General features: G+C 72.1%; 23 protein-coding genes and 1 pseudogene. 14 read left to right on the forward strand and 10 right to left on the reverse strand.

Features of this window, described 5'->3' with window-relative positions:
* The first annotated feature begins 19 nt into the window (after positions 1-19).
* The 6 genes from AB0D85_RS24140 to AB0D85_RS24165 all read left to right on the forward strand — a co-directional run bounded on the left by AB0D85_RS24140 (position 20) and on the right by AB0D85_RS24165 (position 8,361).
* Complete coding sequence (locus AB0D85_RS24140; protein ID WP_362323605.1) at positions 20-1,669, forward strand: extracellular solute-binding protein; 1,650 nt, start codon at positions 20-22, stop codon at positions 1,667-1,669.
* Positions 1,670-1,721: 52 nt separating this feature from the next.
* Positions 1,722-2,774 carry a LacI family DNA-binding transcriptional regulator gene (locus AB0D85_RS24145; RefSeq protein ID WP_362323608.1) on the forward strand — a complete coding sequence of 351 codons (1,053 nt, stop codon included), beginning with the start codon at positions 1,722-1,724 and terminating at the stop codon, positions 2,772-2,774.
* 94 nt (positions 2,775-2,868) lie between these two features.
* Positions 2,869-4,746: a DUF2264 domain-containing protein gene (locus AB0D85_RS24150; protein ID WP_362323611.1), complete on the forward strand. Its 1,878-nt coding sequence runs from the start codon at positions 2,869-2,871 to the stop codon at positions 4,744-4,746.
* A 42-nt stretch (positions 4,747-4,788) separates the two neighbouring features.
* On the forward strand, positions 4,789-5,514 hold the full coding sequence (locus AB0D85_RS24155) for a hypothetical protein (RefSeq protein ID WP_362323614.1): 726 nt from the start codon (positions 4,789-4,791) through the stop codon (positions 5,512-5,514).
* Positions 5,515-5,652: 138 nt separating this feature from the next.
* The gene (locus AB0D85_RS24160) at positions 5,653-6,990 is read left to right on the forward strand and encodes a gluconate:H+ symporter (protein WP_362323617.1); all 1,338 of its coding nucleotides are present in this window, start codon (positions 5,653-5,655) and stop codon (positions 6,988-6,990) included.
* Between the two features lie 39 nt (positions 6,991-7,029).
* Positions 7,030-8,361: an enolase C-terminal domain-like protein gene (locus AB0D85_RS24165; RefSeq protein WP_362323620.1), complete on the forward strand. Its 1,332-nt coding sequence runs from the start codon at positions 7,030-7,032 to the stop codon at positions 8,359-8,361.
* Between the two features lie 7 nt (positions 8,362-8,368).
* Here the strand turns inward: AB0D85_RS24165 and AB0D85_RS24170 are convergent, their stop codons facing one another.
* Positions 8,369-9,961 (reverse strand): MFS transporter, encoded by a 1,593-nt coding sequence (locus AB0D85_RS24170; protein ID WP_362323623.1) that lies wholly within the window; start codon positions 9,959-9,961, stop codon positions 8,369-8,371.
* Between the two features lie 192 nt (positions 9,962-10,153).
* Between AB0D85_RS24170 and AB0D85_RS24175 the strand changes: the two genes are divergently transcribed.
* A complete protein-coding gene (locus tag AB0D85_RS24175; protein WP_362323626.1) occupies positions 10,154-11,149 on the forward strand; it encodes an Lrp/AsnC family transcriptional regulator in 996 nt (331 codons plus the stop codon).
* Here AB0D85_RS24175 and AB0D85_RS24180 read toward each other — a convergent pair whose 3' ends face one another.
* The 3 genes from AB0D85_RS24180 to nthB are packed head-to-tail and all read right to left on the reverse strand — an operon-like array spanning position 11,150 to position 12,794.
* Positions 11,150-11,518, reverse strand: a complete 369-nt coding sequence (locus tag AB0D85_RS24180) for a nitrile hydratase accessory protein (RefSeq protein WP_362323629.1) — start codon at positions 11,516-11,518, stop codon at positions 11,150-11,152.
* Positions 11,515-12,120 (reverse strand): nitrile hydratase subunit alpha, encoded by a 606-nt coding sequence (nthA, locus tag AB0D85_RS24185; protein ID WP_362323632.1) that lies wholly within the window; start codon positions 12,118-12,120, stop codon positions 11,515-11,517. The genes AB0D85_RS24180 and nthA overlap by 4 nt, the downstream gene beginning before the upstream one ends.
* Positions 12,117-12,794, reverse strand: a complete 678-nt coding sequence (nthB, locus tag AB0D85_RS24190) for a nitrile hydratase subunit beta (RefSeq protein ID WP_362323635.1) — start codon at positions 12,792-12,794, stop codon at positions 12,117-12,119. Before nthB ends, nthA begins: the two co-directional genes overlap by 4 nt.
* A 118-nt stretch (positions 12,795-12,912) precedes the next feature.
* Here nthB and AB0D85_RS24195 point away from each other — a divergent pair, with 118 nt between their 5' ends.
* Positions 12,913-13,842, forward strand: a complete 930-nt coding sequence (locus tag AB0D85_RS24195) for an NAD(P)H-binding protein (protein WP_362323638.1) — start codon at positions 12,913-12,915, stop codon at positions 13,840-13,842.
* Between the two features lie 182 nt (positions 13,843-14,024).
* Here the strand turns inward: AB0D85_RS24195 and AB0D85_RS24200 are convergent, their stop codons facing one another.
* The gene (locus AB0D85_RS24200) at positions 14,025-14,462 is read right to left on the reverse strand and encodes a PaaI family thioesterase (RefSeq protein ID WP_362323641.1); all 438 of its coding nucleotides are present in this window, start codon (positions 14,460-14,462) and stop codon (positions 14,025-14,027) included.
* Between the two features lie 108 nt (positions 14,463-14,570).
* Here AB0D85_RS24200 and AB0D85_RS24205 point away from each other — a divergent pair, with 108 nt between their 5' ends.
* A complete protein-coding gene (locus AB0D85_RS24205; protein WP_362323644.1) occupies positions 14,571-14,996 on the forward strand; it encodes a MarR family winged helix-turn-helix transcriptional regulator in 426 nt (141 codons plus the stop codon).
* Between the two features lie 7 nt (positions 14,997-15,003).
* On the opposite strand, the gene AB0D85_RS24210 is transcribed toward AB0D85_RS24205, so the two are convergent.
* Entirely contained in the window at positions 15,004-15,618 is a 615-nt protein-coding gene (locus AB0D85_RS24210) for a DedA family protein (protein WP_362323648.1), read from the reverse strand.
* Between the two features lie 52 nt (positions 15,619-15,670).
* On the opposite strand from AB0D85_RS24210, the gene AB0D85_RS24215 reads away from it, so the two are divergent.
* Positions 15,671-15,907, forward strand: a complete 237-nt coding sequence (locus AB0D85_RS24215; protein WP_362323651.1) for a hexameric tyrosine-coordinated heme protein — start codon at positions 15,671-15,673, stop codon at positions 15,905-15,907.
* On the opposite strand, the gene AB0D85_RS24220 is transcribed toward AB0D85_RS24215, so the two are convergent.
* On the reverse strand, positions 15,892-16,998 hold the full coding sequence (locus AB0D85_RS24220) for an FAD-dependent oxidoreductase (protein ID WP_362323654.1): 1,107 nt from the start codon (positions 16,996-16,998) through the stop codon (positions 15,892-15,894). The two genes, AB0D85_RS24215 and AB0D85_RS24220, sit on opposite strands and share 16 nt — an antisense overlap.
* 173 nt (positions 16,999-17,171) lie before the next feature.
* Between AB0D85_RS24220 and AB0D85_RS24225 the strand changes: the two are divergent.
* A pseudogene (locus AB0D85_RS24225) lies at positions 17,172-18,076 on the forward strand (aminoglycoside phosphotransferase family protein).
* A gap of 187 nt (positions 18,077-18,263) precedes the next feature.
* Here AB0D85_RS24225 and AB0D85_RS24230 read toward each other — a convergent pair.
* Positions 18,264-19,493: an MFS transporter gene (locus tag AB0D85_RS24230; protein WP_362323657.1), complete on the reverse strand. Its 1,230-nt coding sequence runs from the start codon at positions 19,491-19,493 to the stop codon at positions 18,264-18,266.
* Between the two features lie 187 nt (positions 19,494-19,680).
* On the opposite strand from AB0D85_RS24230, the gene AB0D85_RS24235 reads away from it, so the two are divergent.
* Both AB0D85_RS24235 and AB0D85_RS24240 read left to right on the forward strand, forming a co-directional pair.
* Positions 19,681-20,655: a winged helix-turn-helix domain-containing protein gene (locus AB0D85_RS24235; protein WP_362323660.1), complete on the forward strand. Its 975-nt coding sequence runs from the start codon at positions 19,681-19,683 to the stop codon at positions 20,653-20,655.
* A gap of 135 nt (positions 20,656-20,790) precedes the next feature.
* Positions 20,791-21,576, forward strand: a complete 786-nt coding sequence (locus tag AB0D85_RS24240) for a DUF5995 family protein (RefSeq protein ID WP_362323663.1) — start codon at positions 20,791-20,793, stop codon at positions 21,574-21,576.
* 73 nt (positions 21,577-21,649) lie between these two features.
* Here the strand turns inward: AB0D85_RS24240 and AB0D85_RS24245 are convergent, their stop codons facing one another.
* Positions 21,650-22,555, reverse strand: a complete 906-nt coding sequence (locus AB0D85_RS24245; RefSeq protein ID WP_362323666.1) for an AraC family transcriptional regulator — start codon at positions 22,553-22,555, stop codon at positions 21,650-21,652.
* A 135-nt stretch (positions 22,556-22,690) separates the two neighbouring features.
* On the opposite strand from AB0D85_RS24245, the gene AB0D85_RS24250 reads away from it, so the two are divergent.
* The gene (locus AB0D85_RS24250; protein WP_362323670.1) at positions 22,691-23,335 is read left to right on the forward strand and encodes an NAD(P)H-binding protein; all 645 of its coding nucleotides are present in this window, start codon (positions 22,691-22,693) and stop codon (positions 23,333-23,335) included.
* A 49-nt stretch (positions 23,336-23,384) separates the two neighbouring features.
* Here the strand turns inward: AB0D85_RS24250 and araB are convergent, their stop codons facing one another.
* Positions 23,385-25,049: a ribulokinase gene (gene araB, locus AB0D85_RS24255; RefSeq protein ID WP_362323673.1), complete on the reverse strand. Its 1,665-nt coding sequence runs from the start codon at positions 25,047-25,049 to the stop codon at positions 23,385-23,387.
* Positions 25,050-25,111 lie beyond the last annotated feature (62 nt).

A 25,111-nucleotide genomic window follows, 5' to 3' on the forward strand; every position in this document is an offset into this window, starting at 1 on the left:
TAGGGAAAGGTCACTTGCCATGCCCAGCATGTCCAGACGCGCCCTGCTGCGTACCGTGGCCGCGGGCGGCGCCGCCGTCGCGGTCCCCGGTCTGCTGACCGGCTGCTCCACCGCCCCGGACGACGGCGACGTCTCCAACGCGGGGAAGAAACTGGCCGCTTGGCCCGCCGGTACGGCCGCCGCCGGGCCGCGGCCCGACCTGGCGCCGACCGCCGCGGGCGTCCAGGCCGGGTATCTGACCTACCCGGCCGACCTGACCACCTCGGTCGGGCGCACCCCGGGCGACGGCTCCACGGTCCGGGTCATGTCGGTCACCTTCGGCACCCCGCCCAAGGGCGCCTCGCAGAACCGGTACTGGCGCGCGGTCGAGAAGGCCCTCGGCGTCACGATCGAGTTCACGGTGATCCCGCAGGCCGACTACCAGAAGAAGATGGCCACCGTCATGGCCGGCGACCCCGGCTCGCTCCCCGACATCCTCAACGTCTTCTCCGGCTTCACCCTGCCCCGCGAGGCCCAGTTCGTGCAGCGCAGGGCCGAGGACCTCACGCCGTACCTCTCCGGCGAGGCCGTCCGCGACTACCCCAACCTGGCCGGCCTCCCCACCGACGCCTGGCGCGACATGGGCCGTATCGGCGGACGGATCTACGGCATCCCGCTCGAACGCCCGCTGCCCGGCTCGACGTTGTGGCTCAACCAGGGGCTGTTCACCGACGCCGGGATGAAGGCGGGCTGGACGTCCGAGGACTTCGCCGCCGTCGCCGAGAAGGGCACCCACGGCAGGACCTACGCCCTCGGCGCCGCCGCCGGCTCCCTGTTCGGCAACGCCGTGCACGCCGCCGCGCACAACGCCCCCAACGGCTGGGCCGTCGACCGGAAGGGCGCCTTCCACACCGCCTACACCGACGAGCGCTACAAGGCGTCCGTCGCCTACCAGGCCGCCCTCCGCAAGAACGGCTCCTACTACCCCGACGCCACCTCGGTCTCCTCCGCCGACCTCGGCACCCTCTTCCTCAACGGCACCGTCGGCTCCCTCCAGGACGGCTTCGGCGCGTACCAGACCCGCTACCCCGACTCCAAGGGGCTGCTGACCCCGGCGGCCGCACTGCCGTACAGCGTCGACGGCACCCCCGGCGGCATCGTCGCCGCCCGCCGCTCCTTCGGCTACACGATCCTGAAGCGGGCGAAGAAGGAACGCATCGAGATGCTGCTCAGGCTTCTCGACTACCTCGCCGCCCCCTTCGGCACGAAGGAGTGGGAGCTCGGCCACTACGGCCTGGAGGGCGTCCACTTCACCCGCGGCAAGGACGGCTCACCCGAGGCGACCAGGCTCGGCGAGGTCGAGAACGTCACCAACCTGCCCTTCCGCTACCTCGCCGAAGGCCCCCAGGTGCTGTTCGTGCCCGGGATACCGGACGCCGTACGGGCCCTGCACGACTGGCAGACCGAGGTCGTCCCGGTCGCCGTCCGCAACGCCTCCTACGGCCTCAAGTCCACCACTGAGGCGGCCCAGGGCACCACGCTCAAGGCCCTGATGGACGACACGGTCACCGCCGTCATCGCCGGCCGCGCCTCGATGTCCGACTACGACACCGCCGTGACCGGATGGCGGGCCCGGGGCGGCGACAGAATGGCCGAGGAGTTCGCCAGGGAGTACGCCGCGAACATCTGAGCGGCCGGGACGACGGCCCGACACGGTCGAGGACGAGGGGAACGGGAGCGGTATGACGACGGCAAAGGGGCGGGTCACGATCCGCGAGGTCGCCGAACGGGCGGGGGTGTCCGTGGCCACGGTCTCGCGGGTGCTCAGCGGCAACTACCCGGTCCCGCCCGCCACCCGCACCCGCGTCCTGCGCGCCGCCCGCGCGCTCGACTACGTCGCCAACGCGCATGCGCGGGCCCTGGTGGGCGGCGGCCGCAAGATGGTCGCCGTCGTCCTCCGCCAGGTCACCAGCCCCTTCTACGCGCAGGTCGCCGAGGGCGTGGAGGCCGAGGCCGCCGGTCACGGCTGGCTCTGCCTCGTCGGCACGACGGGCGGGGACCCGCAGCGCGAGATGGAGTTCGTGCAGCTGATGCGGGAGGAGGGAGCGCGGCTGGTGATCCTGGTCGGCGGGGTCGTCGAGGACGACGCGTACCGGAAGCGGGTGGCGCGGTACGCGGAGGCACTGGCGGCGGCGGGGGCCAGGCTGGTGCTGTGCGGCCGTCCCGCGCCGGATCCGGACATACCCGCGCTGGTGGTCGAGTTCGACAACGAGGCGGGGGCTCGGGCCATTACCGGGCATCTGCTGTCGGCGGGGCATCGGCGGATCGTGTTTCTCGGGGGGCTGCCCGGCAATACGGCGCTCGATGCGCGGGTCGCGGGTTACCGTGCGGCGCTCGCGGAGTACGGGCTGCCCGAGGACGCGGCCTGCGTGGTCGACTGCGGGCTGGGGCGGGCCGCCGGATTGCGTGCGATGACCGAACTGCTCAAGGGGGAGCGGGAGTTCACGGCGGTGGTCGCGGGGGACGACATGGTGGCGGCGGGGGCGCTCCGCGCGATCGCCGATGGGGGGTTGCGGGTGCCCGAGGACATTTCTGTCGTGGGGTACAACGACATTCCGCTGGCTGAGGATTTCAATCCGCCGCTTACCACTGTGCGGACGCCGGCGGAGGAGTTGGGGCGGGCTGCTGTGCGGTTCGCTCTGCGGGATCCGGAAGTTGCGGCGGGAGTACGTCACTTGCTCGGTACGCACATTGTCGTGCGGGGGAGTGTTGCCGCGGTGCCACGGTCGAATTGAGTCTGCGGGTGCGTTGTGGCTGGTCGCGCCCACGCGGCGGAGCCGCAAATTGACACAGCCCCGCGCCCCTAAAGGGGCGCTGCAGATACCCCTGATGGAAGGAGGGTCCCCGTTGGTGCCGTCGTCCGACCGCGAGCTCTCGCCGATTACGGGGTGGACCCGTGATCACTGGGAAAACATGGCAGATCGACTTCTGGATGGTCTGCTTCCCTACGCCTCCCCGAAGTTCGCTCAATACCGGCTGCCCGGCCGGGCCAGTCACTCCGGGGAATGGTCCGACGGGCTCGAAGGGTTCGCGCGGTCCTTTCTTCTCGCCGCCTTTCGTGTCGCGGGGTCCGAAGGGCAGGTCGGACCCGTCCTCATCGAGCGGTACGCCAGCGGGCTCGCCGCCGGTACCGATCCCCGGCACCCCGAGCACTGGCCGCCCATCACCGACCGGGGGCAGCCCATGGTGGAGGCCGCCTCCATCGCCGTGGCGCTGCACGAGTCGCGGGCGTGGCTCTGGGACCATCTCGACGAACGGGTGCGGGAGCAAGTCGTCGGCTGGCTGTCGGATTTCGTCGGTGCCGTCGTCAACGACTCCAACTGGCGGCTGTTCCAGGTCATCGTGGAGGAGTTCCTCGCCTCCGTCGGCGGGCCGTACCGTCGCGCCGAGATCGACGCCGGGCTGGCCCGGCTGGACGACTGGTACCGGGGCGGGGGCTGGTACACCGACGGGGACGGGCGGAAGTTCGACTACTACAACGCCTGGGCGCTGCACCTGTATCCGGTGCTGTGGGCGCGGATCGCCGGTGAACGGGCGGACCCCTGGGCCGTGGCCCGGCACCGGTCGCGGCTGCGTGAGTTCCTCGGTGTCCACCAGCACTTCTTCGGCGCCGACGGCGCCCCCGTCCACCAGGGCCGCTCCCTCACCTACCGGTACGCGGCCGTCACCGCGCTGTGGGCCGGTGCCCTCGCCGACGCCACCCCGCTGCCGCCCGGCCGCACCCGGCGCCTCGCCTCGGGCGCCCTGAAGCACTTCACGGAGCGGGGCGTCCCCGACGAGCGGGGGCTGCTGACCCTCGGCTGGTACCGGCCCTTTCTCCCCGTCGCCCAGGGCTATTCGGGCCCCGCCTCCCCTTACTGGGCCAGCAAGGCCTTCCTCGGCCTCCTGCTGCCCGTGGACCACCCCGTGTGGACGGCACCCGAGGAGCCCGCGCCCCTCGACACGGCAGATGTGACCCGGGCCCTGCCCGCACCGGGCTGGCTGCTGCACGCCACGGCCGCCGACGGGATCGTACGGCTCGTCAACCACGGCACCGACCGGCTGCCGCCCCCGCCCGCCGAGGCCGAGGACAGCCCGCACTACGCGAAGTTCGCCTATTCCAGCGCCACGGCCCCGGGGACCCCGCCCGGCCCCGACAACCACATCGCCCTGCTCGGGGCCGACGGTCCCAGCCGGCGGGGGCGTATCCGTCCGCTGTACGTGGCGGGGCGCACCGCCGCCTCCCGGCAGGCCCCGGGCGGTTGCCGCATCACCACGGCCAGTGCGGTGCACGGTCCCTGGGAGGTGCGGGTCCACCGAGTGGAGGCGCCCGCCGGGACGGTCGTACGTGAGGGCGGCTGGGCGATCGCGAGCGACTCGGCGTCCCCGCGGGAAGAGAGCGGGCCCGGCTGGGCTCTGGCCCGCCGAGCGGACGGGCTGGCCACGGCCCTGGTCGCCCTCCTCGAACCGGCCGGCGTCACCCCGTCCGTGGACCGCGCCCGGGGCCGCAACGCGTTCGGCGAGCACTCCGCCACCCCCCTGCTCACCCTCCCGCACCCCGGCGGCACCCTGTTCCTTGCCACCCTCGTGGTCCTCACCGCCGACCCTGCCGTGCACGGCGACCCGCACGCCCTGCGCACCGGCACCCGTGCGACGCCGACCGGTGACGGCGGCTTCGGGATTCGCTTCCCGGACGGGACGAGAACGGTCCTCGCGCCCCTACCCTGAAAGGGACCGCGCTCGGAGAGCTCGGGACGGGGGCGGGGCCGGATGCAGTTCATCGAGGTGACCGAACTGGCGGGGGTGCGCTCCGCCGTCATACGGTTCCGGCGGCCGGGCTCGGGGCTGGAGTTCCTGCTCTTCCCGATGGTTCACCTGGGCGAGGCCGGGTTCTACCGGGAGGTCATCTCCCAACTGCGCGACCGCTGCAGCCTGGTGATCGCGGAGGGGGTGGGGAAGGGATCGCCGGGCGCGGACGCGCTGGTGGCCTCCTACGCCCAGCTGGACCGGCACGAGCGGCTCGGGCTCGTCGTACAGGACATCGACTTCGGCTCCCTCGGAGTGCCCGTGGTCAACCCCGACATGAGCGGGGCGCAGTTCGAACAGGGCTTCCGGCGGCTGCCGTTGAAGGAACGGGTGATGCTGGCCGCGATGGTGCCCGCGGTCGTGGCCGGCATGCGGTTGTTCGGCACCCGCCGCTATCTCGCCCGCCATCTGACGACCGAGGATCTGCTGACCGATGCCGAGGAGGCGGCGGAGGAGGTCCTGCCCGGTGTGGACGATCTGGTGGTGCGACGCAGGGACCGGTTGCTCGCGCGGGCCCTGACCGATGCCCACCAGGCCTGGGACCAGCGGTCCGGAACCTTCACCGTCGGGGTCGTCTACGGCGCCGCGCACATGCGTGCCGCGTCCCGCACCCTGAGCGAACTGGGCTACCACGCGGCGGACGCCGAATGGCTCACCGTCTTCGTGCTGGAGCCGCCGGTTTCCGGGTGACCTCGGATTCCTTCCGCACACCCATTGACCTGAGCATGTCCACGTCCCTAGCCTCCGTCTCCATACGTAGATGTGGTCTCTGTATGCAGGCGTCATTCAGGCATATGGACGTGACGCCCAGTTCAAAGGGGAACTGGCTTGCCTCTGGTCGTCGTAGGGATCAGCGTCCTGATCCTGCTCTTCCTGATGACGAAGCTCCGGCTGAACGGCTTCGTCGCGCTGCTGCTGGTCGCCGTGGGCGTCGCCGTGGTCCGGGGGATCCCGCTGGAGAAGATCCCGGGCACCCTCTCGGACGGCATCGGCGGGCAGATCGGTGACACCATGCTCACCATCGGTCTGGGAGCCATGCTGGGGCGGGTGATGGGCGACTCCGGCGCGGCCCAGCGCATCGCCGGCAGACTCCTCGCCGTCAGCGGGCCGCGCGGGGTGCAGGTGGCCATGGTGCTCACGGCCATGATCATCGGCGTCACGATGTTCTACGAGGCCGCCTTCGTCATCATCGTGCCGGTCGCCTTCACCCTCGTCCGGGTCACCCGGTCGAACCTGCTCTGGGTCGGACTGCCGATGTCCATAGCCCTGTCCACCATGCACAGCTTCCTGCCCCCGCACCCCGGCCCGACCGCCGTGGCCGCCACCTTCCACGCCTCGGCCGGACTCACCCTCTTCTACGGCCTGTTCATCGCCGTCCCCGTCGGCGCGCTCGTCGCCCTGGTGTGGCCCCGGCTGCCGTTCGTCCGGGCGATGAACCCCGAGGTGCCCAAGGGCCTAGTGAGCGAGCGGGTCTTCGAGGACCACGAGATGCCCGGCATCGGCTGGTCGCTGGCGGTCGCCCTGCTGCCCGTCGTGCTGATCGCGGGCTCCGCCGTCACCGACCTCGCCACCTCGGCCGACACCCCGGTCGTGCACTTCGTCGACTTCGTGGGCGCCGCGCCGGTCGCCCTGCTGCTGACCCTGCTCGTCTCCATGTGGGTGTTCGGGCCGCGCGTCGGACGCACCACGGAGGAGGTCGCCCGCTCCTGCCGCGAGGCCGCGCAGGCCATGGCGATGATCCTGCTGGTGATCGGGGCCGGCGGCGCGTTCAAGCAGGTGCTCGTCGACGGCGGGATCTCCGGCTACATCAAGGACTTCACCGACGGCTGGTCCATCTCGCCGATCATCCTGGCCTGGCTGATCGCCGCCATCCTGCGGGTCGCGCTCGGCTCGGCGACCGTCGCCGTGGTCACCGCCTCGGGGGTCGTCCTGCCGCTGCTCGCGGGCAGCGGGGTCCATCCCGAACTCATGGTCCTCGCCGTGTCCTGCGGCTCGATCGCCTTCTCCCACGTCAACGACCCGGGCTTCTGGATGTTCAAGGAGTACTTCAACCTGTCGGTCCTCGACGCCATCAAGGCCCGTACGACCTACACGACCGTGCTCGCGATCCTGGGCCTGGGCGGCGTTCTGGTCATGGAGCAGATCCTCGACGCCCTGAGTGTGTAGACGCGTGTGCGAGCCTGACTCCCGTAAGGACCTTCACCCATGAGCCAGCCCGTCGTCACCCGCTTCTCCGTGTACCCGGTGGCAGGCCGGGACTCGATGCTGCTCAACCTCTCCGGCGCCCATGCCCCGTACTTCACCCGCAACGTGGTGGTCGTCGAGGACTCCGAGGGGCGGACCGGTCTCGGCGAGGTGCCCGGCGGGGAGGCGATCACCCGGACCCTGCGCGACGCGGAGCCACTGGTCGTCGGCTCCCGACCGGGCGACCACAAGCGGGTGCTGCGGGCCATGGGGGAGGAGTTCGGCGGGCGGGACGCCGGCGGTCGCGGCGCGCAGACCTTCGACCTGCGCACGACCGTGCACGCCGTCACCGCCGTCGAGTCCGCCCTGCTCGACCTGCTCGGGCAGCATCTGGAGGTGCCCGTCGCCGCCCTGCTCGGCGACGGCAAACAGCGCGACTCGGTACGCGTCCTCGGCTACCTCTTCCACGTCGGCGACCCCGACCGCACCGACCTGGACTACCTGCGTGAACCCGACGCCGACGTGGAGTGGTACCGCCTCCGCCGCGAGGAGGCGCTCACCCCGGAGGCGATCGTCCGGCAGGCGGAGGCGGCCCACGAGCACTACGGCTTCCGGGACTTCAAGCTCAAGGGCGGGGTGCTGGCGGGCGCGGAGGAGGTCAAGGCCGTACAGGCGCTGAAGCAGCGCTTTCCCGAGGCCCGGATCACCCTCGACCCCAACGGTGCATGGTCGCTGCGCGAGGCGGTCGAACTGTGCCGGCCGCTGCTCGGCACGCTCGCCTACGCCGAGGACCCCTGCGGGGCCGAGGGCGGTTACTCGGGGCGGGAGATCCTCGCCGAGTTCCGCCGGGCCACCGGGCTGCCCACCGCGACCAACATGATCGCCACCGACTGGCGGCAGCTCACCCACGCCCTCGCCCTGCAGTCGGTGTCGATCCCGCTCGCGGACCCGCACTTCTGGACCCTCGGCGGCTCGGTCCGGGTGGCCCAGCTCTGCCATGCGACGGGGCTGACCTGGGGGTGCCACTCCAACAACCACTTCGACATCTCCCTGGCCATGATGGCCCACTGCGGTGCCGCCGCGCCCGGTGAGTACAACGCCCTCGACACGCACTGGATCTGGCAGGAGGGCCGGGAGCGGCTCACCGTCGAGCCGCCGAGGATCGTCGGCGGCGAGGTCGCCGTGACCGACGCCCCCGGGCTCGGCATCCGGCTCGACATGGACCGGCTGCTCGCGGCCCACGCCCTCCACGAGGAGCGGAACCTCGGCGCGGGGCGGGACGACGCGGCCGGGATGCGGTACCTCGTGGAGGGCTGGAACTTCGACGCCAAACGGCCCTGCCTGGTGCGGTGAGCGGCCGTCAGGTGTTCTGCCCGGCCGGGGTCTTCTCGCCCGTGGTGTGCCCGGCGGCCCTGAGCGTCAGCTGCTGGCGGGGTGTGCGCAGCAGGACCGCCGCGACCAGGGCGGCCAGCAGGGTGAGGCTGCCCGCCGTGATGAGGCACAGGCGCATGCCGTCGAGGAAGGAGTCGCTCAGTGCTCCGAGGGCCTGGCCGGTCCGGGCGCCCAGATCCAGCCTGGCGACCGCGCCGAGACCGTCCGCCTGTGCGGTGGCCACGATGCGGTCGTGCGTCGCGCCGGTGACACCCGCGTCGGTGAGGTGACCCGGGAGCGCGTCGACCGCCCGGGTGGTGAGCAGCGCGCCCAGGACGGCCGGGCCGAGGGCGCCGCCGACCTGCCGGAAGGCGTTGTTGCCCGCGGCGGCCATGCCGGCCAGGTGGTACGGCACGGAGGCCACCGCGGTCGCCGTCATGGGCGTCATCACGAAGCCCATGCCCAGGCCGAGCAGGGCGAGCCGCCATGCCGCCGAGGCGAAGGAGGTGTCGGCGGCCAGGCCGGTCAGCGCGAACTGGGACGCGGCGACGAGCAGCAGCCCGCCGGTGATCATCACGCGCGCGGACACCCGGTGCATCAGACGTCCGGCGGGCCCGCCGACCAGCAGGGCCGCCCCGGTGACGGTCAGCAGCCGCCACCCGGCCTCCAGGGTGCCCAGGCGCTGCACCATGCCGAAGTAGAGGCTGAGCACGAAGAAGAACCCGATCATCGCCAGGAAGCTGATCATCGCGACGAGCGTGGTGGCGGTGAAGGCGGGGCTGCGGAACAGGCTCAGGTCCAGCATCGGGCTGTCGCTGCGCCGCTCCGCCAGTACGAAGGCGACACCGGCGACCACGGCCGTGAACAGCGCCACCATCACCTTGACGTCGGTGAACGAGCCCGCGCCGCCCTCGATCACGCCGTACACCAGCGCGGTGATCGCGAGCGTGGCGGTGAGCTGGCCCGGCCAGTCCAGACGGCGGTCGTGCGGAGCGCGGGAGTCGGTCAGCCGCCGGGCCGCGACGGCCACGGAGAGCAGCGCCACGGGGATGGCCGGCAGATAGATCCAGCGCCAGGAGAAGTGCTCGACGACCACACCGGCGATCATCGGACCGACCGCCAGGGCCGCCATCAGACAGGTGGCCCATATGCCGATGTACTTGCCGCGCTCCCGGTGGTCCGGCACCGCGTGGCTGATCAGCGCCAGCGTCGTGGGCAGCAGCGCGGCCGCGCCGGTCCCGGCCAGCGCCTGCCCGGCCCAGACGACCTCGATGGAGTGCGCGCACAGGGCGGTGACCGCGCCGGCCGCCGAGAACAACAGCCCGGCCTGGAACACCTTCTTGCGCCCGTGCACGTCCCCGAAGACACCGGCGGTCAGGATGAAAGCGGCCATGGGCAGCACGAACGCGTCCTGCACCCAGGACAGCTGGGCGGTCGAGGCGTTCAGCGCCGCCTGCAGGGCGGGCAGGCTCACGGAGACGGTGGTGACAGGAAGATAGGCGACGAAGACGCCCAGGCAGGCCATGACGATCGTGGCCGCCCGCCGCTCGACCGGCGCGCTCGCCGGTGTCGTGACGTTCACGGAGATTCTCCTTCGCGGCGCACCGCACCGCGGTCGAGGCCACCGGCGAACCCGGCGGCCTGGGTCGTACGGACTTCCGATGGGAAATCCGCCGCCACAGCATCCGGTCTGGACACCCGCAACCGCCAACCAACAGCCATCCCGCCTACAAAAGCCTCCATAGAAGTGCGGTTCCTGTGGCACACTTCCGCCATGTTCGACCATGTGGACGGGAAGATCCTCCGCGCCCTGCAGTGCGCACCCCGGCTGCCGTTCCGCCGGATCGGCGAGGTGGCGGGCGTCTCCGAGCAGACGGCCGCCCGCCGCTACCAGGCGCTGCGCCGCGACGGCGTCCTGCGGGTGCTGGGACTGGTCAACCCCCGGGTGTACGGCTCCGCCCAGTGGGTGGCCCGGATCCGCTGCCGCCCCGACCGGGTCGGCCCGCTCGCCCACGCCCTCGCCCGGCGCCCCGACATCGCCTACGCCCACCTGGCCTCGGGCGGTTCGGAGATCTTCTGCGTGATCCGCTCGCCGCTCGACACCGAGCGCGACGACGTCCTGTTCCGGCAACTGCCGAGGTCGGCCTCGGTCCTGGACATCAGCATCGAGCTGCTCCTGCACGAGTACGGCGCTCCCGGCACCGCCGAGTGGACCGGCTACGGCGACAGCCTCGACGCCGAGCAGGTACGGCTGCTCACGGCGGACCGGCCGCCGCCCGTCCCCGGGCCCCCGCCGCTGCCCGCGGACGAGGACGCCCCGCTGCTCGACGCGCTCGCCCAGGACGGCCGTACCACCCAGACCCGGCTCGCCGAACTCACCGGCTGGTCCCCGGCCCGGGTGGCCCGCCGGCTGGAGTCCCTGGAGACCTCCGGCACCTTGGAGTACGAGATCGAGCTGCTCCCCGAACGGCTGGGCTACCCCCTCAACGCCACCCTCTGGCTGCGCGTGGCCCCCGCCCATCTGGAGCGGGTCGGCGAGGAGTTCGCCCGCCACGAGGAGGTTCCGTTCGCCGGTGCCGTCAGCGGGGAGTACAACCTGATGGTCAGCGTCATCAGCCGCGACCCCGACGACTTCTACCGCTATCTGACCACCCGGGTCGCCGCGACCCCGGGCATCGACGGCTACAGCGTCAGCATGCGGGTACGGCCCCTCAAGAAGGCCGTGTCCCTCATCTCCCGGGGACGGCTGGTGCCGCTGACGTCCGGCTGATCAGTGCGGATGCTCGTGGTCGTGCCGGTGGTCGCTTCGGTGGTCGTGGCCCGCGGGACGTCGTGCCAGGGCCTGGGCGCGTGCGGTGATCTCGTCCGCGGACACGGCACACAGGCCGGTGAGCACGTCCTCCAGGGCGGCGAGCCACAGCCGGTAGTACACGTAGGGCTCGTCCGGCGCCGCCGTGTTCTCCCAGGCCCTGATCCGGGCGATCAGCGCGCCCTGGAATTCCGGCCAGGCGAACGCACCGGACTCGTGGAGACTGACGGCCATACCGAAGGCGCGGCTCTCCCACGGCTCGGCGAACACCAGCTCGCCGTTGGCGCGCGGCGGTGCGGCGGGGCCCTCGACGGCCAGCGGCGCGCTCACGGTGCCTCCGCCCTGGCCACGCCGACCATCGAGTCCCGGGTCACCAGCGGCACCAGCTCCTCCTCGGACAGGTGCTCGGTGCCCGCGGGCCGCTCGGGCAGGACCAGCCAGCGCACCTCGCTGGTGGAGTCGCGGACGGTGATGCGCACGTCGTCGGCCAGTTCGAGTCCCAGCTCCGACAGCACCGCGCGCGGCTCCCTCACCACCCGTGCGCGGTAGGCGGGGTTCTTGTACCAGCTCGGCGGCAGGCCGAGCACCGGCCAGGGGTAGCACGAGCACAGTGTGCAGACCACCACGTTGTGCGTGGTCGCGGTGTTCTCCACGACGACGATGTGCTCGCCCTGGAACCCGCCGAAGCCCAGTTCCCTGATGGCGGCGGTGCCGTCGCCGAGCAGCCGGCGACGGTACCCGGGGTCCGTCCAGGCCCTGGCGACGACCTTCGCGCCGTTGAGCGGACCCACGCCGGTCTCGTAGGTGGCGATGAGCCCGTCCATCACCTGCGGGTCGATCAGTCCCCGCTCGGTGAGCAGCTGTTCGAGCGCCTCGGTACGCAGGGCCGCGGGCAGGCGCTCGGCCGATTCGCCGGTGCCGGGGCCGGTCATGAGGCGGCCTCCAGGTAGCTCTCGAACAGCTCGACGGTGAGCTCGAAGGACTCGGCGTCGGCGCCCCACAGGTCGTGCGAGTCGAACCGCACCGAGTAGACGTACTGCGGGTTCTCGCCCAGGAAGTGGGCGTTGGTGTCCGGCAGCACGCCGGCGGGCTGGACGATGTCGACCATGCCGGCACGCCCTCGCACATAGCGCGGCAGCCGGGTGTGTCCGGGCACCGGCATGTCCTTGGCGCGCACCCGCTCGCCGACGGAGAACACGGGCGCGGTGCCGAGGGAGCGCAGCGTGCCCTCGGCGGTCATGGAGTACTCGGGCAGGTCCGGCTCCGGGACGGGAGGCTCCGCCACGTGCTCGCCGCGGAGGTTGCGGGCGCGGGCGTCGATCGCGCCCGGCGCCAGGACGGCACTGTCGATCAGCCTCAGCTCTCCGGCATTGAGCCAGCGCCCGAAGTAGCCGTCGTCGAAGTAGTGCGTGCGGTCCAGGCGCTCCAGCGCGTGCCGGAAGGAGTCCAGGTTCCCCCCGGAGACCCGGTTCGACAGGATGGCGAGTGCGAACGCCCGGCTCTCCCAGGGTTCCTTGAAAACGGGCTCGTCCCGTCTCGGCGGATGCATGGAGCCCCATCCCGGGGTTCCTCCCAGGTCGGCGATACCGTCCATGACATGACCCATCAGACGCCGAAATAGCCGAGGAAACGGATATTCAACCGAATTTTATTCGAGCGTGGGTCCGGGCGCCGAGCGGACCACTCCGGTTGCGGCCCGGTGGTGCGGAGCGGAGGCTGCCTCTGTGGACCACACCCCGGACGCGAACGAGCGGCCCATCCTGGTGACCGGTGCCGCGGGCAGGGTCGGCGCCGTCGGCCGGACGGTGGTCGAGGGCCTCCGGAGGCGGGGCCTCCAGGTCCGTGCCCTGGTGCGGCGGGACGACGACCGTGCTCAGGCGCTCCGTGCGACCGGCGCCGAAGTCGTCGTCGGGGACCTGACCCGGGCCCGCGATGTCGCCGACGCCCTGGACGGCTGCGGACGTCTCTATTTCGGCATGGCCGTGTCGGCGGAGTACCTGACGGCCGCCGTGACGACCACGGCCGTCGCACGCGCCTACGGGGGACTGGAGGCGTTCGTGAACATGTCGCAGCTCACCGTCTCCGAAATGGATGCCACAAGCGGGTCCGATTCGCATCAGCATCGGCAGCAGTGGCTGGTCGAGCAGGTTCTCGACTGGTCGGGCCTGCCCGTGGTCGAGGTCAGGCCCACCGTCTTCCTGGAGAATCCGATCTTCCGGATCATCCTCTCCTCGATCGCGCGGGAGGGCGTCATCCGGTGGCCGTTCGGCCCGGCGAAGACCTCCCCGATAGCGGCCGACGACGTCGCCGCGGTCGTGGCGGAGATCCTGGCCCATCCGGCCCCTCATGTCGGACAGACCTACGAACTGACCGGCCCCCGGTCCCAGGGCGTCGCCGACATCGCGGCGGACGTCTCCACGGCGGTGGGCCACACGGTCGGCTTTCACGACGTACCCCTCCAGGCATGGCTCGACGACGATCTCGCGGCGCTGGGACTGCCGGAGCACACCTTCCAGCACATCTCCACCATGGCCCGCCTGCACGCGGCCGGTCGCTACGACCGCCACGCGGACGGTGTGGAGCAGGTCCTGGGACGGCCCGCTTCGGGGGTGGCCGAATTCGTCAGGAAGAACCCCGGACTGCTCACCGGATGAACCGCTTGCCGCCGGGTGAGATCCGGGGACGGGGCGGCCGGTACCGGCGCGTCCGAGGCCGGGAACCAGGAGCTCCGTATGACGGACCCCGCGGCCATGCCGCCACCCTCACCGGAGGGGCTGAAGTGCCTGCCTGCGGGACGCGTACCCCGCGCACCTGGCCGGCGCCCGCAAGTCTCTGGTCAGGCCCTGCCGGAGCCGGCGGGCGGTGCGAAGGAGATGGTGCCCTGGGCCACGGCGCACAGCGTCTCGGTGCCGTCGCCGCCCACGGAGGCCACGTCGCAGCGGCAGACCGCGAGCGCCCTGCCGTGCCGGACCACCCGGGCCCGGGCGCGCAGGAGCGCGCCGCCCGCCGGGCGTACGTAGTCGATGGTGAACCCGGCCGTGAGGGGCCGGTCCCCGGGCTCGGTACCGGCGGCGAAGGCCATCGCGTTCTCCGCCACATAGGCGATGACCCCGCCGTGGACGTATCCGTACTGCTGGCGCAGCTCCGCGCGGTCGTCCAGCTCCAGCGTCGCCGCGCCGGCGCCGAAGGCCGTCAGCCGTGTCCCCAGCAGGACGCTGAAGGGCTGGGCCGCCAGGATCTTCTGGGCGAAGGCCAGATCGGGCGTGTCGTTCACACTCGCCACCCCTACCGAATCTCGGTACTCAGTCGGTGCACGGCAATATTCGATTCACTAGTGAAGTGAGAATGGCGCCCGGCCGTCGCGTCTGTCAAGATTCCGCCCATGCCCGAGCCCGACCAGCGCCTTTTCTTCCTCCTGCAACGCGCCGCGCACCAGCTGCGCACCACCGCCGACCGGCGCCTGCTGTCCGTCGCCGGGATCACCACGGCCCAGCTCGGCGCCCTGCTGGCGCTCGCCGACGAGCCCGGGAGCACCCAGCAGCAACTGGCGCGGGTCCTCCAGCAGCGTGAGTCCGGCATCACCGCGCTGGTCCGCCGGCTCACGGAGGCCGGACTCGTCAGCAGGCGCAGGCACCCCAGCGAACACCGCGCGGTCGTCCTCGAACTGACCGAGCACGGGGCCGCCGTACTCGACGTGGCGCGGCCCGAGATCGACCGCTTCAACGCCGAACTGCGCGCTCTGCTCGGCACCGACGGCTTCACGGACACGGCCGCGGCCCTGCACCGGCTGGCCCACTGGGAGCCCTGAACCGGGGTCAGCGCCTGCGCCGGGCCTCCACCAGCAGCGGCAGCATGGACAGGACGACGATCACCGCGACCAGCGGCAGCAGATAGTGGTCGATGTGGGAGACGGACGAACCCAGGGCGTACCCGGCGAGGACGAAGCTCTGCGACCAGAGCACCCCGCCGACCGTCTGCCAGACGGTGAACGTCCGCACCGGCACCCCGAGCGCCCCGGCCGCCGGATGCAGCACCGACCGCACCATCGGCACGAAGCGTCCGATCACCAGCGCCTTGCCGTACCCGTACCGGGCGAGGAGCCGCTCCGCCCGGACCACGCCCGCCTGCACCCGGGGTCTGGAGCTCCGGTCCAGCAGCGGCCGCCCGCCGTGCCGCCCGATGAGATAGCCCAGCTGTCCGCCCGCCACGGCACCGACGGCCGCGCACACCAGCACCTGCCACAGCTCCAGCCGGGGCGGCCGGTCCGCGGTCGCCGCGCACAGCACGCCGGCCGGGAAGAGCAGGGTGTCACCCGGCAGGAAGAATCCGACGACCAGCAGTCCGGACTCGGCGAAGATCACCACCAGGACGCCCAGTGCGCCGAAGGCAGCGAGCAGCGAGGCACTGTCCGTCGGATTGACGGCGATCACCGCCCTCGCCTCCCCGTGCCGTGCTCGTCGGTCGACCTCCCTCAAGTGTCACGTGAGCCGGCCCGGAGCGCCCGGGCGGGCGGATCGCCGCGAGGCGGGTGGAGACGGCCGCGTCGGCCCGAACCGCACCGGACGCCCGCGACCGTACGCATACCCTGATCTCCGCCCCCCCGAGGAGGGCCGCGCCCTGGCGCTGACGACGGCGCGCCCGGTCATCGAGGAGACCCGGCCGGACGACGACGTGCGCGGCGAACTCCGCCCGGAGTACCCCGGTCAGGCCGCGGAGTAGCCCAACTGGCGTCGCATGTAAGGGGTCATGAGGGTCTTCGCCTTGGCCATCGCGGTGGTACGGGTGCCGAGCACCGCGTTCTCGCCGAGCGGAACGGGCAGCACGGTCACACCGTCGGCCGGGCCGAAGGGCACGATCAGCGGGGTGCGGTGCACGGCCCGGTAGGAGCGCGCCTTCTTGCTGTGCCGTCCCGAACTGCGCAGGTAGGCCAGGATGTTGTGGGCGGCGACCTCCGCCTGGGCGAGCGCTGCCGGGGTGACCTTGAGTTCGGGGACGTCGTTCACGTCGCCGACCGCGAACACGTCCGGTCTGTCGTCGACGCGGAGCGTCCGGTCGACCTTGATGTGTCCCGTCCCGGACAGCCAGTCGCCGTGCCCGGCCAGCCGCAGCCAGAGGGTGTTGGGGGTGGTGCCCGTCGCCCAGAAGGAGAGGTCGGCGGCGAGGACGGTGCCGTGGGCGTCCCGGTAGGTGCCGAACTCGTTGCCGGGGGACATGAAGGAGTCCAGCCGTACCGCCACGCCGTGGGACTCCAGCCAGGTCCGGGCCTTGCGGCCGGCGCGGGCGCTGCCCGTGGAGTGCAGCAGTTCCTGCCCGGAGTGGGCGAGGGTGACCCGGGCGTCCGGCCGGGCCAGCCGGATCTCGGCGCTGAGCTCGACGCCGGAGGGGCCGCCGCCGACGACGAGGATGTGCTCGGCGGTGGCGATGTTGTGCTGGTGCTCGGCGAAGGCCTTGGCGGCCTCGTCGGGACTGGAGCCGACGAAACGGGCCGGCTCGGGGTAGTCCGCGCCGGTGGCGATCACCAGCACGTCGTACGGCAGCCGGTCGCCCGTCGCGAGGGCGACCCGGCGTTCGACGGTGTCGATGCGGACCGCCTTGCCCACGACTACACTGCCGCGGGTCAGCAGGCGGTCGTAAGGGATGAACGGGGCTCCCGTCCACTCCGGGCGGACGCCGGCCCGCAGCGAGGCGATGCGGTGGAAGAAGACCTCCTTACGGTCCACGAGCGTGACATGGGCCGTCGCGTCCAGTTTCTTCGCCAGCCGTATGCCCGCGTAACCGCCGCCGATCACCACTACATTGCCGTCCAGCACAGCGATTCTCCTGAGCCAGGGTGGGGGGAATGGCCGCGAGCGTAACACTTGAAACATCAAGCATGGGGCGGGTTCTGTGAGAGTGCTGCAAAAAGCACCCGGCGCAGGTGTCAAAGGCCGCAGCCGGAAAGGTGTTTGACGCCCGTCGGTATCCGGTGGTCGGATGATCGCCCATGAGCGCAGGGCAGTTACATCCCGGTATGCACCCCATGGACGGCGGCCTGGTACGACGGCTGGTCGCGGGGCGGTTCCCGCAGTGGGCCGGGCTGGCGGTCGAGCGGTGGCCGTCGGGTGGCACGGTCAACGCCATGTACCGGCTCGGCGACGACATGGTCGTACGGCTGCCGCTGGTGCGGTGCGGAGCGGGGCCGGGGACGTGAGGGCGGAGCAGGAGTGGCTGCCCCGCCTCGCGCCCCACCTGCCCACCCGCATCCCCGAGGTGCTCGGGGCCGGGGAACCGGCCCAGGGGTATCCCTGGCCGTGGTCGGTGTACCGGTGGCTGCCGGGGGAACTGCCCCGGGCGGGGGCACTGACCCAGCCCCTGGCGCTGGCCCGGGATCTGGCCGGGTTCGTGGCGGCGATGCGGAGCATCACGTTGCCGGCCGCGCCGACGGCCCACCGGGGCGGACCGGTCGCCTCGCTCGACGTCGAGACCCGGGCCGCGATCGAGGAGCTGCGGGGGATTCCGCAGGAGGGCGTCGACTGCACCGCCGTGACCGCCGTATGGGAGGAGGCGCTGCGGGCTCCGGCCTGGGACGGACCTCCGGTGTGGCTGCACGCCGATCTGATGCCGGGCAATCTGCTGGTCGACGGTGGCAGGCTGGCCTCGGTCATCGACTTCGGGTGCGCGGGGGTGGGAGATCCCGCCTGCGACCTCTTCCCGGCGTGGAACCTGCTGCCACCCGACGGAAGGGAGGCCTTCCGTCAGGCGCTGGCCGTGGACGACGCGACCTGGATCCGCGGCCGGGGGCGGACACTCTCCCAGGCGCTGATCGCGCTGCCGTACTACCGGAGGACGAACCCCGCGATGGCGGACAACGCACGGCACGTGATCCGGGCGGTGCTGGGCGAGGACTGAGACGTGCCCCTGCCGGCCGGGCGACGAGCGGGACGTGAACGTCGGCGGCCATGGTACGGCCACGGCCGCCGACTGCAGGACGGGTGTGGGGCGAGCGGCGGTGTCCGCTTCCCGCCGGACCCTCAGGCCGGCGGGCCCGGACCCCAAGGGCCCCCGGGGCGGCGTCGGTACGCCCCGGCGGCGGAGCTCACCGCTCCGAAGACGCCGGCGCCAGGGTGCTCCGCTCCTGTCGGCCGGCGGCGGCGAGCGTCAGCGTCACGGCAAGGGACGCGAGCGCCATGAGCGCCATCGCATGGGCGGGCGAGGTGAGTTGGGCCATGGAACCCGCCAGCGCGGCGCCCACACCCTGCATGGTCAGCATGCCGGCCGAGTGCAACCCGAGGGCGTGGCCGCTGAGTTCGTCCGGGGTCAGCTTCATCAGCCGCTCCTGCTGGACCAGGCTCGCGCCGAACCCCACCGAGGCGACCGTGGCGCAGCCGGCGGCGAGCGCCAGCGGCGGGTGCAGCGCGAAGACCAGGTAGGGCGTGGCCAGCAACAGGAGCAGCGGGGTGGCCATCCGGGTGCGGACGGCGGGCGGGAGCAGCCGGCCGACGCTCACGTCACCGGCCAGCATGCCGAGGGCCGCGCAGGCGAAGAGCGTGCCGGCCGAGTCCGGGGCGTACGACACGTACAGCGACTCGCAGCCCACGACCAGCCCGTTGGGCAGCCACAGGCCCAGGTAGGTGAGGCGGCGCGGACGGGAGGACCACAGCAGGGCGTTGGTGCGCCAGGTCGCCGCGACCGAGGGGCGACCGGCGGAGCGGGGTGGGCGGGCGGTCAGGCCGAGGCGGAAGGCGACGGCGGACGTCAGATACAGGGCCGCGGCGAGCAGCAGACAGGTGCGCGGGGAGACGGCGGCGAGCAGGGCGCCGCCGGTGGCGTAACCGGCGATCTGCACCAGCCCGCTCATCATGTTGAACAGCGAACGCCCCGGCAGATAGCCGTCCTTGGCCAGGATCTCGTTCAGCAGCCCCCAGCGGACCCCGCCGCCGAGCGAGGCGACCAGACCCAGCAGGAGCACGACGGTGAGCAGTGCACCGGCCGGGAGCCCGGCCAGTGCCATACCGGCGGTGGTGACGGCGAAGGTGAGGGAGATCGCCGCGAGGGTGGTGCGCGGGGGCAGCCGGTCGGCACCGGAGAGCAGGAAGGTCGCGCCCAGCACCTGTGCCAGCGAGGGGCCGAACATGCTCAGCGCCGACAGGAGCGGGGAGCCGGTGGCGCGGTACATGAGCGTGCCGAGAGCGAGCCCGCCGACGGTACCGGCGGCGTTCTGGGCGGCGGAGCCGAGAAAGAGCGGAGTGAACTCGGGGGTGCGGAAGAGGGATTGGTAGCTGGTGGGCGGTGCGGTGGGCGGAGTGGTGGACGGCGTGGTGGGCATGGTGGGGAGTCTGGGGAGAGGCTGAAACGGGCGTTATTGTTTCGCGTGAGGGCGAAAGGTTCTCATGGGTGCGGGGGGCTCAACTGTCAGCGATAGCCTCTAACGGTGGCGAGAGGTTCTTGGGTCAGCGAGAGGCTCTAGTGACGTTCTAGCGCCAGTGAGAGGCTCTAACAACAGGGAGACCCCCTTGGGTTGGTGGCAGGTCAACGCGGATACTCTTGCCCGTAGCCGTTTCCTGATCTCCCCTCTCGCCGAGACCTTCGCCGCCCTCAAGCTGCTGCACTCCGGCACCGCCACCCACCCCGGCGAGCGGCGCTGGCTCGCCGAGCATCTGCCGGCCTACCGGGCGCGGCTCGCCGCCGACCCCGTCACCGCGCAGCTCGTCCGCGCCGGTCTCGGCCGCCACTGGATCGCCGACTTCCTCACCCCCACGCCCCGGGACGGCGAAAGCGTCGAGGCGGGTATCGCCCGCGTCCGCGCCGCTCACCCCGACACCGCCCGCGCCAACCTCCGGACCGCCCTCGCCGGTCCGCTCCCCGCCGTCCTGGACCGCGAGGACCTGCCCGACCGCGCGGCGGACCTGCTGACGTACGTGTGGGAGGCGACCGTACGGCCGTACTGGGAGCGTCGGCGGCGGATCCTGGAGGCGGATGTCGTGGCCAGGACCGCGCAGGTGAGCCGGGGCGGCTGGGCCGAGGTGCTGGATTCGCTGCGGCCGGGCCGGACCCGCTGGCTCGGTGCCAACCGGCTGCAGGTCAACCTGCACGAGTACCCGCCCCGCGAGATCTCCGGCGCCGACCTCCTCCTCGTCCCGGTCACCCCGAAGGGCGGCTGGGTCTCCTGGGAGGAACCGGACCGGTACGCGCTGGTCTACTCCTGCTCCGGCGCGCTCGCCGACCCATCGGAGCGGGCGGTTCCGGCCGGTCTGGAAGCGCTGCTGGGTGCCGCACGCGCCGGCGTGCTGGCGCTGCTGGACGCCCCGATGAGCACGACCCAGCTGACGGCGGTGACCGGGCAGGGGCTGGGCTCGGTCGGCCGGCATCTGAAGGTGCTGCTGGGCGCCGGGCTGGTGGAACGGCGCCGGGCCGGGCGCTCGGTGCTGTACTCGCGGACCGCGGCGGGGGATGTGGTCGTGGCGGCCGGGAACCGTTCAGCCACCTAGCTCGTCGTTCAACTCCCGTGGTCTGATGCGTAGTTCACTCCCCGGAGTGCGGTGGCAGGACGGGGCCGTGCTGGCGCTGCGGTCAGCGGTAGCCGCATGCGGGCCGAACGGGCGGACACGAAAGGGGAGTTGGGCATGGCGGCAGAGAACATCGACGATGTCGTGGACGGGCTTGCCGGGATCGTGCGGGAGGCCGGCCGCGCCGGTGACCGGGCCGGGTACTTCGCGGCGTTGTACCGACAGGTGACCGTCGAGATCCGCACGGCGATTCACGAGGGGCAGTTCGAGGACGGCGTCCGGATGGACCGGTTCGACACGCTCTTCGGCAACCGCTACTTCGACGCGTACGACGCCTGGCGTCGCGACCGGAGCGGGCCGCGTTGCTGGCGCGAGACGTTCGGGCTGCTGGACGACGCGGACACCGTCATCGTCCAGCACCTGATACTCGGCGTGAACGCGCACATCAACCTCGACCTGGCCGTCGCCGCCGCACGGACCGGCCCGGGCGAGGCCATCCATGCGCTGCGGCACGACTTTCTGCTGATCAACGACATCCTCGCGCGGGTGGTGCTGGCGGTGCAGGACTCGGTCGACGCGCTGTCGCCGCTCCTGTCGCTGCTGGACCGGATCGGGGGCCGCACCGACGAGCGGATCCTCGACTTCAGTGTCCGTGAGTCCCGCGAGGAGGCGTGGCACAACGCCGTTCTGCTCGCCGGTCAGAACGAGCAGGAGCGCGAGGCCACCATCGAGCGGCTCGACACCCGGGCCGCCGTACTCGCACGCTTGATAGCGCGACCGGGCGGCCTCGTCCGGCCGGCCCTGGAGCTGATCCGGAACACCGAGAGCGACGACGTGCCGGCCGTCATCACCCATCTGGACAACGCCATGGAGCGCCCCACCGCTCCGCAGCTCACGGGGTGAAGCCCCGGCACCCCGGCCGAACCGCAGGGCAGGGAAGTCCCGCTGAGCGCCGGGTCGTTTCTCTTCCTGCCGGTCACACGGCCGAGTGGCCGGTGGTCCCCGACTGGCTGCGGCGGAACTCGCCGGGGGTGGTGCCGGTGTGGCGGGTGAAGAACTTGCCGAAGTTGGTGGGTTCGGAGAAGCCGAGGCGGCGGGCGATGACGGCGACGGGTTCGTCGGTGTGGGCGAGGAGCCGCTGGGCCTGGAGGGCGACCCGGGCGTCGATGGCCTCCTTGACGGACTGTCCGGTGGCGGCCCGGCAGGCGCGGGTGAGGGTCTTGACGGTGTAGCCCAGGCGGTCGGCGTAGTCCTCGGCGCGCCGGGTGACGGCGTAGGAGCGTTCCAGTTCGGTGCGGAAGCGGGCGTAGACCTCGCTGCCGGGGCGCGCGCCGGTGTCCGTCCCGGGACGGGGGAGGCGGTCGATGTGCAGCAGGAGTGCGGCGAGCAGCAGTCGCAGGATGTCGCGGGACGTTCCCTGCGGGCGGGTGTACTCGGAGTGGAGCCGGCCGAGGAGCGCGGAGGTGGTGGCGTAGTCGCCGCCCGTTCCCAGTTGGCGGCAGACGGGCCCTGACCAGTCGTCGGTGAGGCGGACGATCGCCGCGGTCGGCTCGGGGAAGGCCGGGGTGAACAGCACGTGGGTGCCGTTCATCCGGCCGGGTGCGGTGAACCGCTGCACCTGGCCGGGGCGGACCCAGAGCAGGGTGCCGGGGCGGCACGGGTACGTGACGAAGTCGACGGTGTGCTCCGCACTGCCCTCGGTGATCAGGGTGAGGGAGTGGAAGCCGGCGCGGTGCACCCGTTGCAGGGTGCCGTCGGTGACCCGGCCGTGCAGGGCGGCCAGATCGGTGAGCTCGATACCGGGCACGGGAGCGTGCGGCGGGTTGAACCCGAACCCCGGGATGGGGGCCTCCCCGGCCCCGCCACCGACCCCTGCGCTCACGCTCATGTCCGTCTTTGACCACGACACGTCTGCACCGTACCTCGCCTGCCAGGGGCTTCGCGCGGACAGTGGAGTGCGAGGCGGCACAGCAGCCCCGTCCCACCATCAGCAACAGAAAGAGAAAGAGAGCACGTGATGAGCAGGATCGTCGTGTTCGGAGCCGCGGGCAAGGCAGGCTCCCGCGTCGTCGCCGAGGCCGCCGCACGCGGCCACCAGGTCACCGCCGTGGCCCGCGACGTCGATGCGCTGGCCGCGCTTCCCGACGGGGTCCGCGCGGTCGCGGGCGACGTCACCGACCGGCCCGCGGTCGCCGTCCTCGCCAAGGACGCCGACGTCCTGGTGCTCACCGTCGGGGGCCCGGACGCCGCCCTCTACACCGACGCCGTCGACGCCGCCGCCTCGGCCGTCCGCGCCCTGGGCCCGGCCGGCCCGCGCATCATCCACATGGGCGGCGGCGCCAGCCTCCTCGACGACGACGGCGTGCGGTTCTACGACGCCCCCGGCTTCCCCGAGGAGTTCAAGCCGTACGCCATCGGTCAGATCCGCGCCCTGGACGCCTACCTCGCCCTCGACGACTCCGTGACCTGGACCTACCTCTCCCCGCCCCCGGTCCACTTCGCCCCGGGTGAGCGCACGGGCAGCTACCGCACCGGCCTCGACAACCCCGTCGCGGGAGCGGACGGCCAGGCACGCATCTCCTACGAGGACTACGCCACCGCTCTCGTCGACGAGATCGACAACCCCCGACACCTCAACCGCCGCTTCACCGTGGGCTACTGAGCCCCATGCATCGCCCGGGACAGCTACCGGGCAGCTGGGCGGGGGCCGGTCAGGCGGACGCCTGGGCGCGGATGTGGCGGAGGCGGTGCATGACCTCGTTGGCGCCGCGGCCGAAGTAGTCGTGCAGCAGCCGGTATTCGGCGTAGAGGCGGTCGTAGGCGGCGGCCCGGTCGGGGTCGGGGAGGTAGACGGCCGGCCGGGCCTTGCCCATCGCACGGGCGGCGGCCCGGATGTCCGGGTGGGCGCCCGCCGCGACCGCCGCGTGCATGGCGGCGCCGAGGGCGGCACCCTGCGCCGAGTCGATGACGCCGAGCGGACGTCGGGTGACGTCGGCGTAGATCTGCATCAGCAGGGCGTTCTTCGTCAGCCCGCCCGCGATGGTCAGTTCCTGGACGGGCACGCCGGAGGTTTCGAACGCCTCGATGATGGTGCGGGTGCCGAAGGCGGTGGCTTCGAGGAGGGCCCGGTAGACGTCCTCGGGGCGGGTGGAGAGGGTCAGGCCGACCAGGACGCCGCTGAGGTCGTGGTCGACCAGGACGGAGCGGTTGCCGCTGTGCCAGTCGAGGGCGAGGAGGCCGTGTGCGCCCACTTTCTGTCCGGCGGCGAGTGCGGTGAGGTGCTCGTGCGGGTCGCGGCCGAGGGCGGCGGCCTCCTCGGCGTACGACGCGGGGAACCCGGTGCGCGCGAACCAGCCGAAGATGTCGCCCACCCCGCTCTGTCCGGCTTCGTAGCCCCACAGGCCGGGCAGGATGCCGCCGTCGACGACCCCGCACATGCCCGGTACCTCGGCCCACCGGTCGGAGCTCATCATGAGGCAGGTGGAGGTGCCCATGATGGCGACCATGCGGCCCGGCTCCACCGCGGTCGCCGCGGGCACCGTCACATGGGCGTCGACGTTCCCGACGCACACCGCGATGCCTTCGGGGAGGCCGGTCCAGGCCGCGGCCTCGGCCGTCAACCGACCTGCCAGGTCGCCGAGTTGGCCGATCGGGCGGTCCAGCTTGCCGGTCACGAAGTCGGCGAAGCCGGGGTCGAGTGCGGCGAGGTATGCGCGGGAGGGGTAGCCGCCGTCCTGGTACTGGCCCTTGTACCCGGCGGCGCAGGCGTTGCGGACGTAGCTGCCGCACAGGCGCCAGACGATCCAGTCGGCGGCCTCGATCCAGTGCTCGGTCAGCTCGTAGAGCTCGGGGTCCTCCTCCAGGAGTTGCAGTGCCTTGGCGAACTCCCACTCCGAGGAGATCTTTCCGCCGTAGCGCTTCAGCCACGGTTCCTTGCGTTCCTCGGCCAGCGCCGTGATGCGGTCGGCCTGTGCCTGGGCGGCGTGGTGGCGCCACAGCTTGACGTAGGCGTGCGGGCGGCCGGTGAACTCCGGCAGTTCGCACAGGGGCGTGGAGTCGGACAGCACCGGCAGCATCGTGCAGGCGGTGAAGTCGGTGCCGATGCCGATGACCTGTTCCGGCCGTACTCCGGCGCGGGCCAGTGCCTCGGGTACGGCGGTGCGCAGCACGTCGATGTAGTCGGCCGGGACCTGGAGGGCCCAGTCGGGCGGCAGCGGTGTCCCGTCGGGCAGGTGCCGGTCGAGTACGGCGTGCGGGTAGGGGCGCTCGGCGACGGCCAGTTCGGCGCCGTCGGCGACGCGGACCACCACGGCCCGTCCCGACAGGGTTCCGAAGTCCACCCCGATGACGTAGGTGTCGCGATGCGTGTCTTCCATGTGCTCGATGTTCACCGCCGGGCCGCCCTTCTGGACCGTCAGGTGCCAGAAGACCGACTGTA

Source organism: Streptomyces sp. NPDC048277, from assembly GCF_040652235.1.
In the GTDB taxonomy this organism is placed as follows: Bacteria; Actinomycetota; Actinomycetes; order Streptomycetales; family Streptomycetaceae; genus Streptomyces.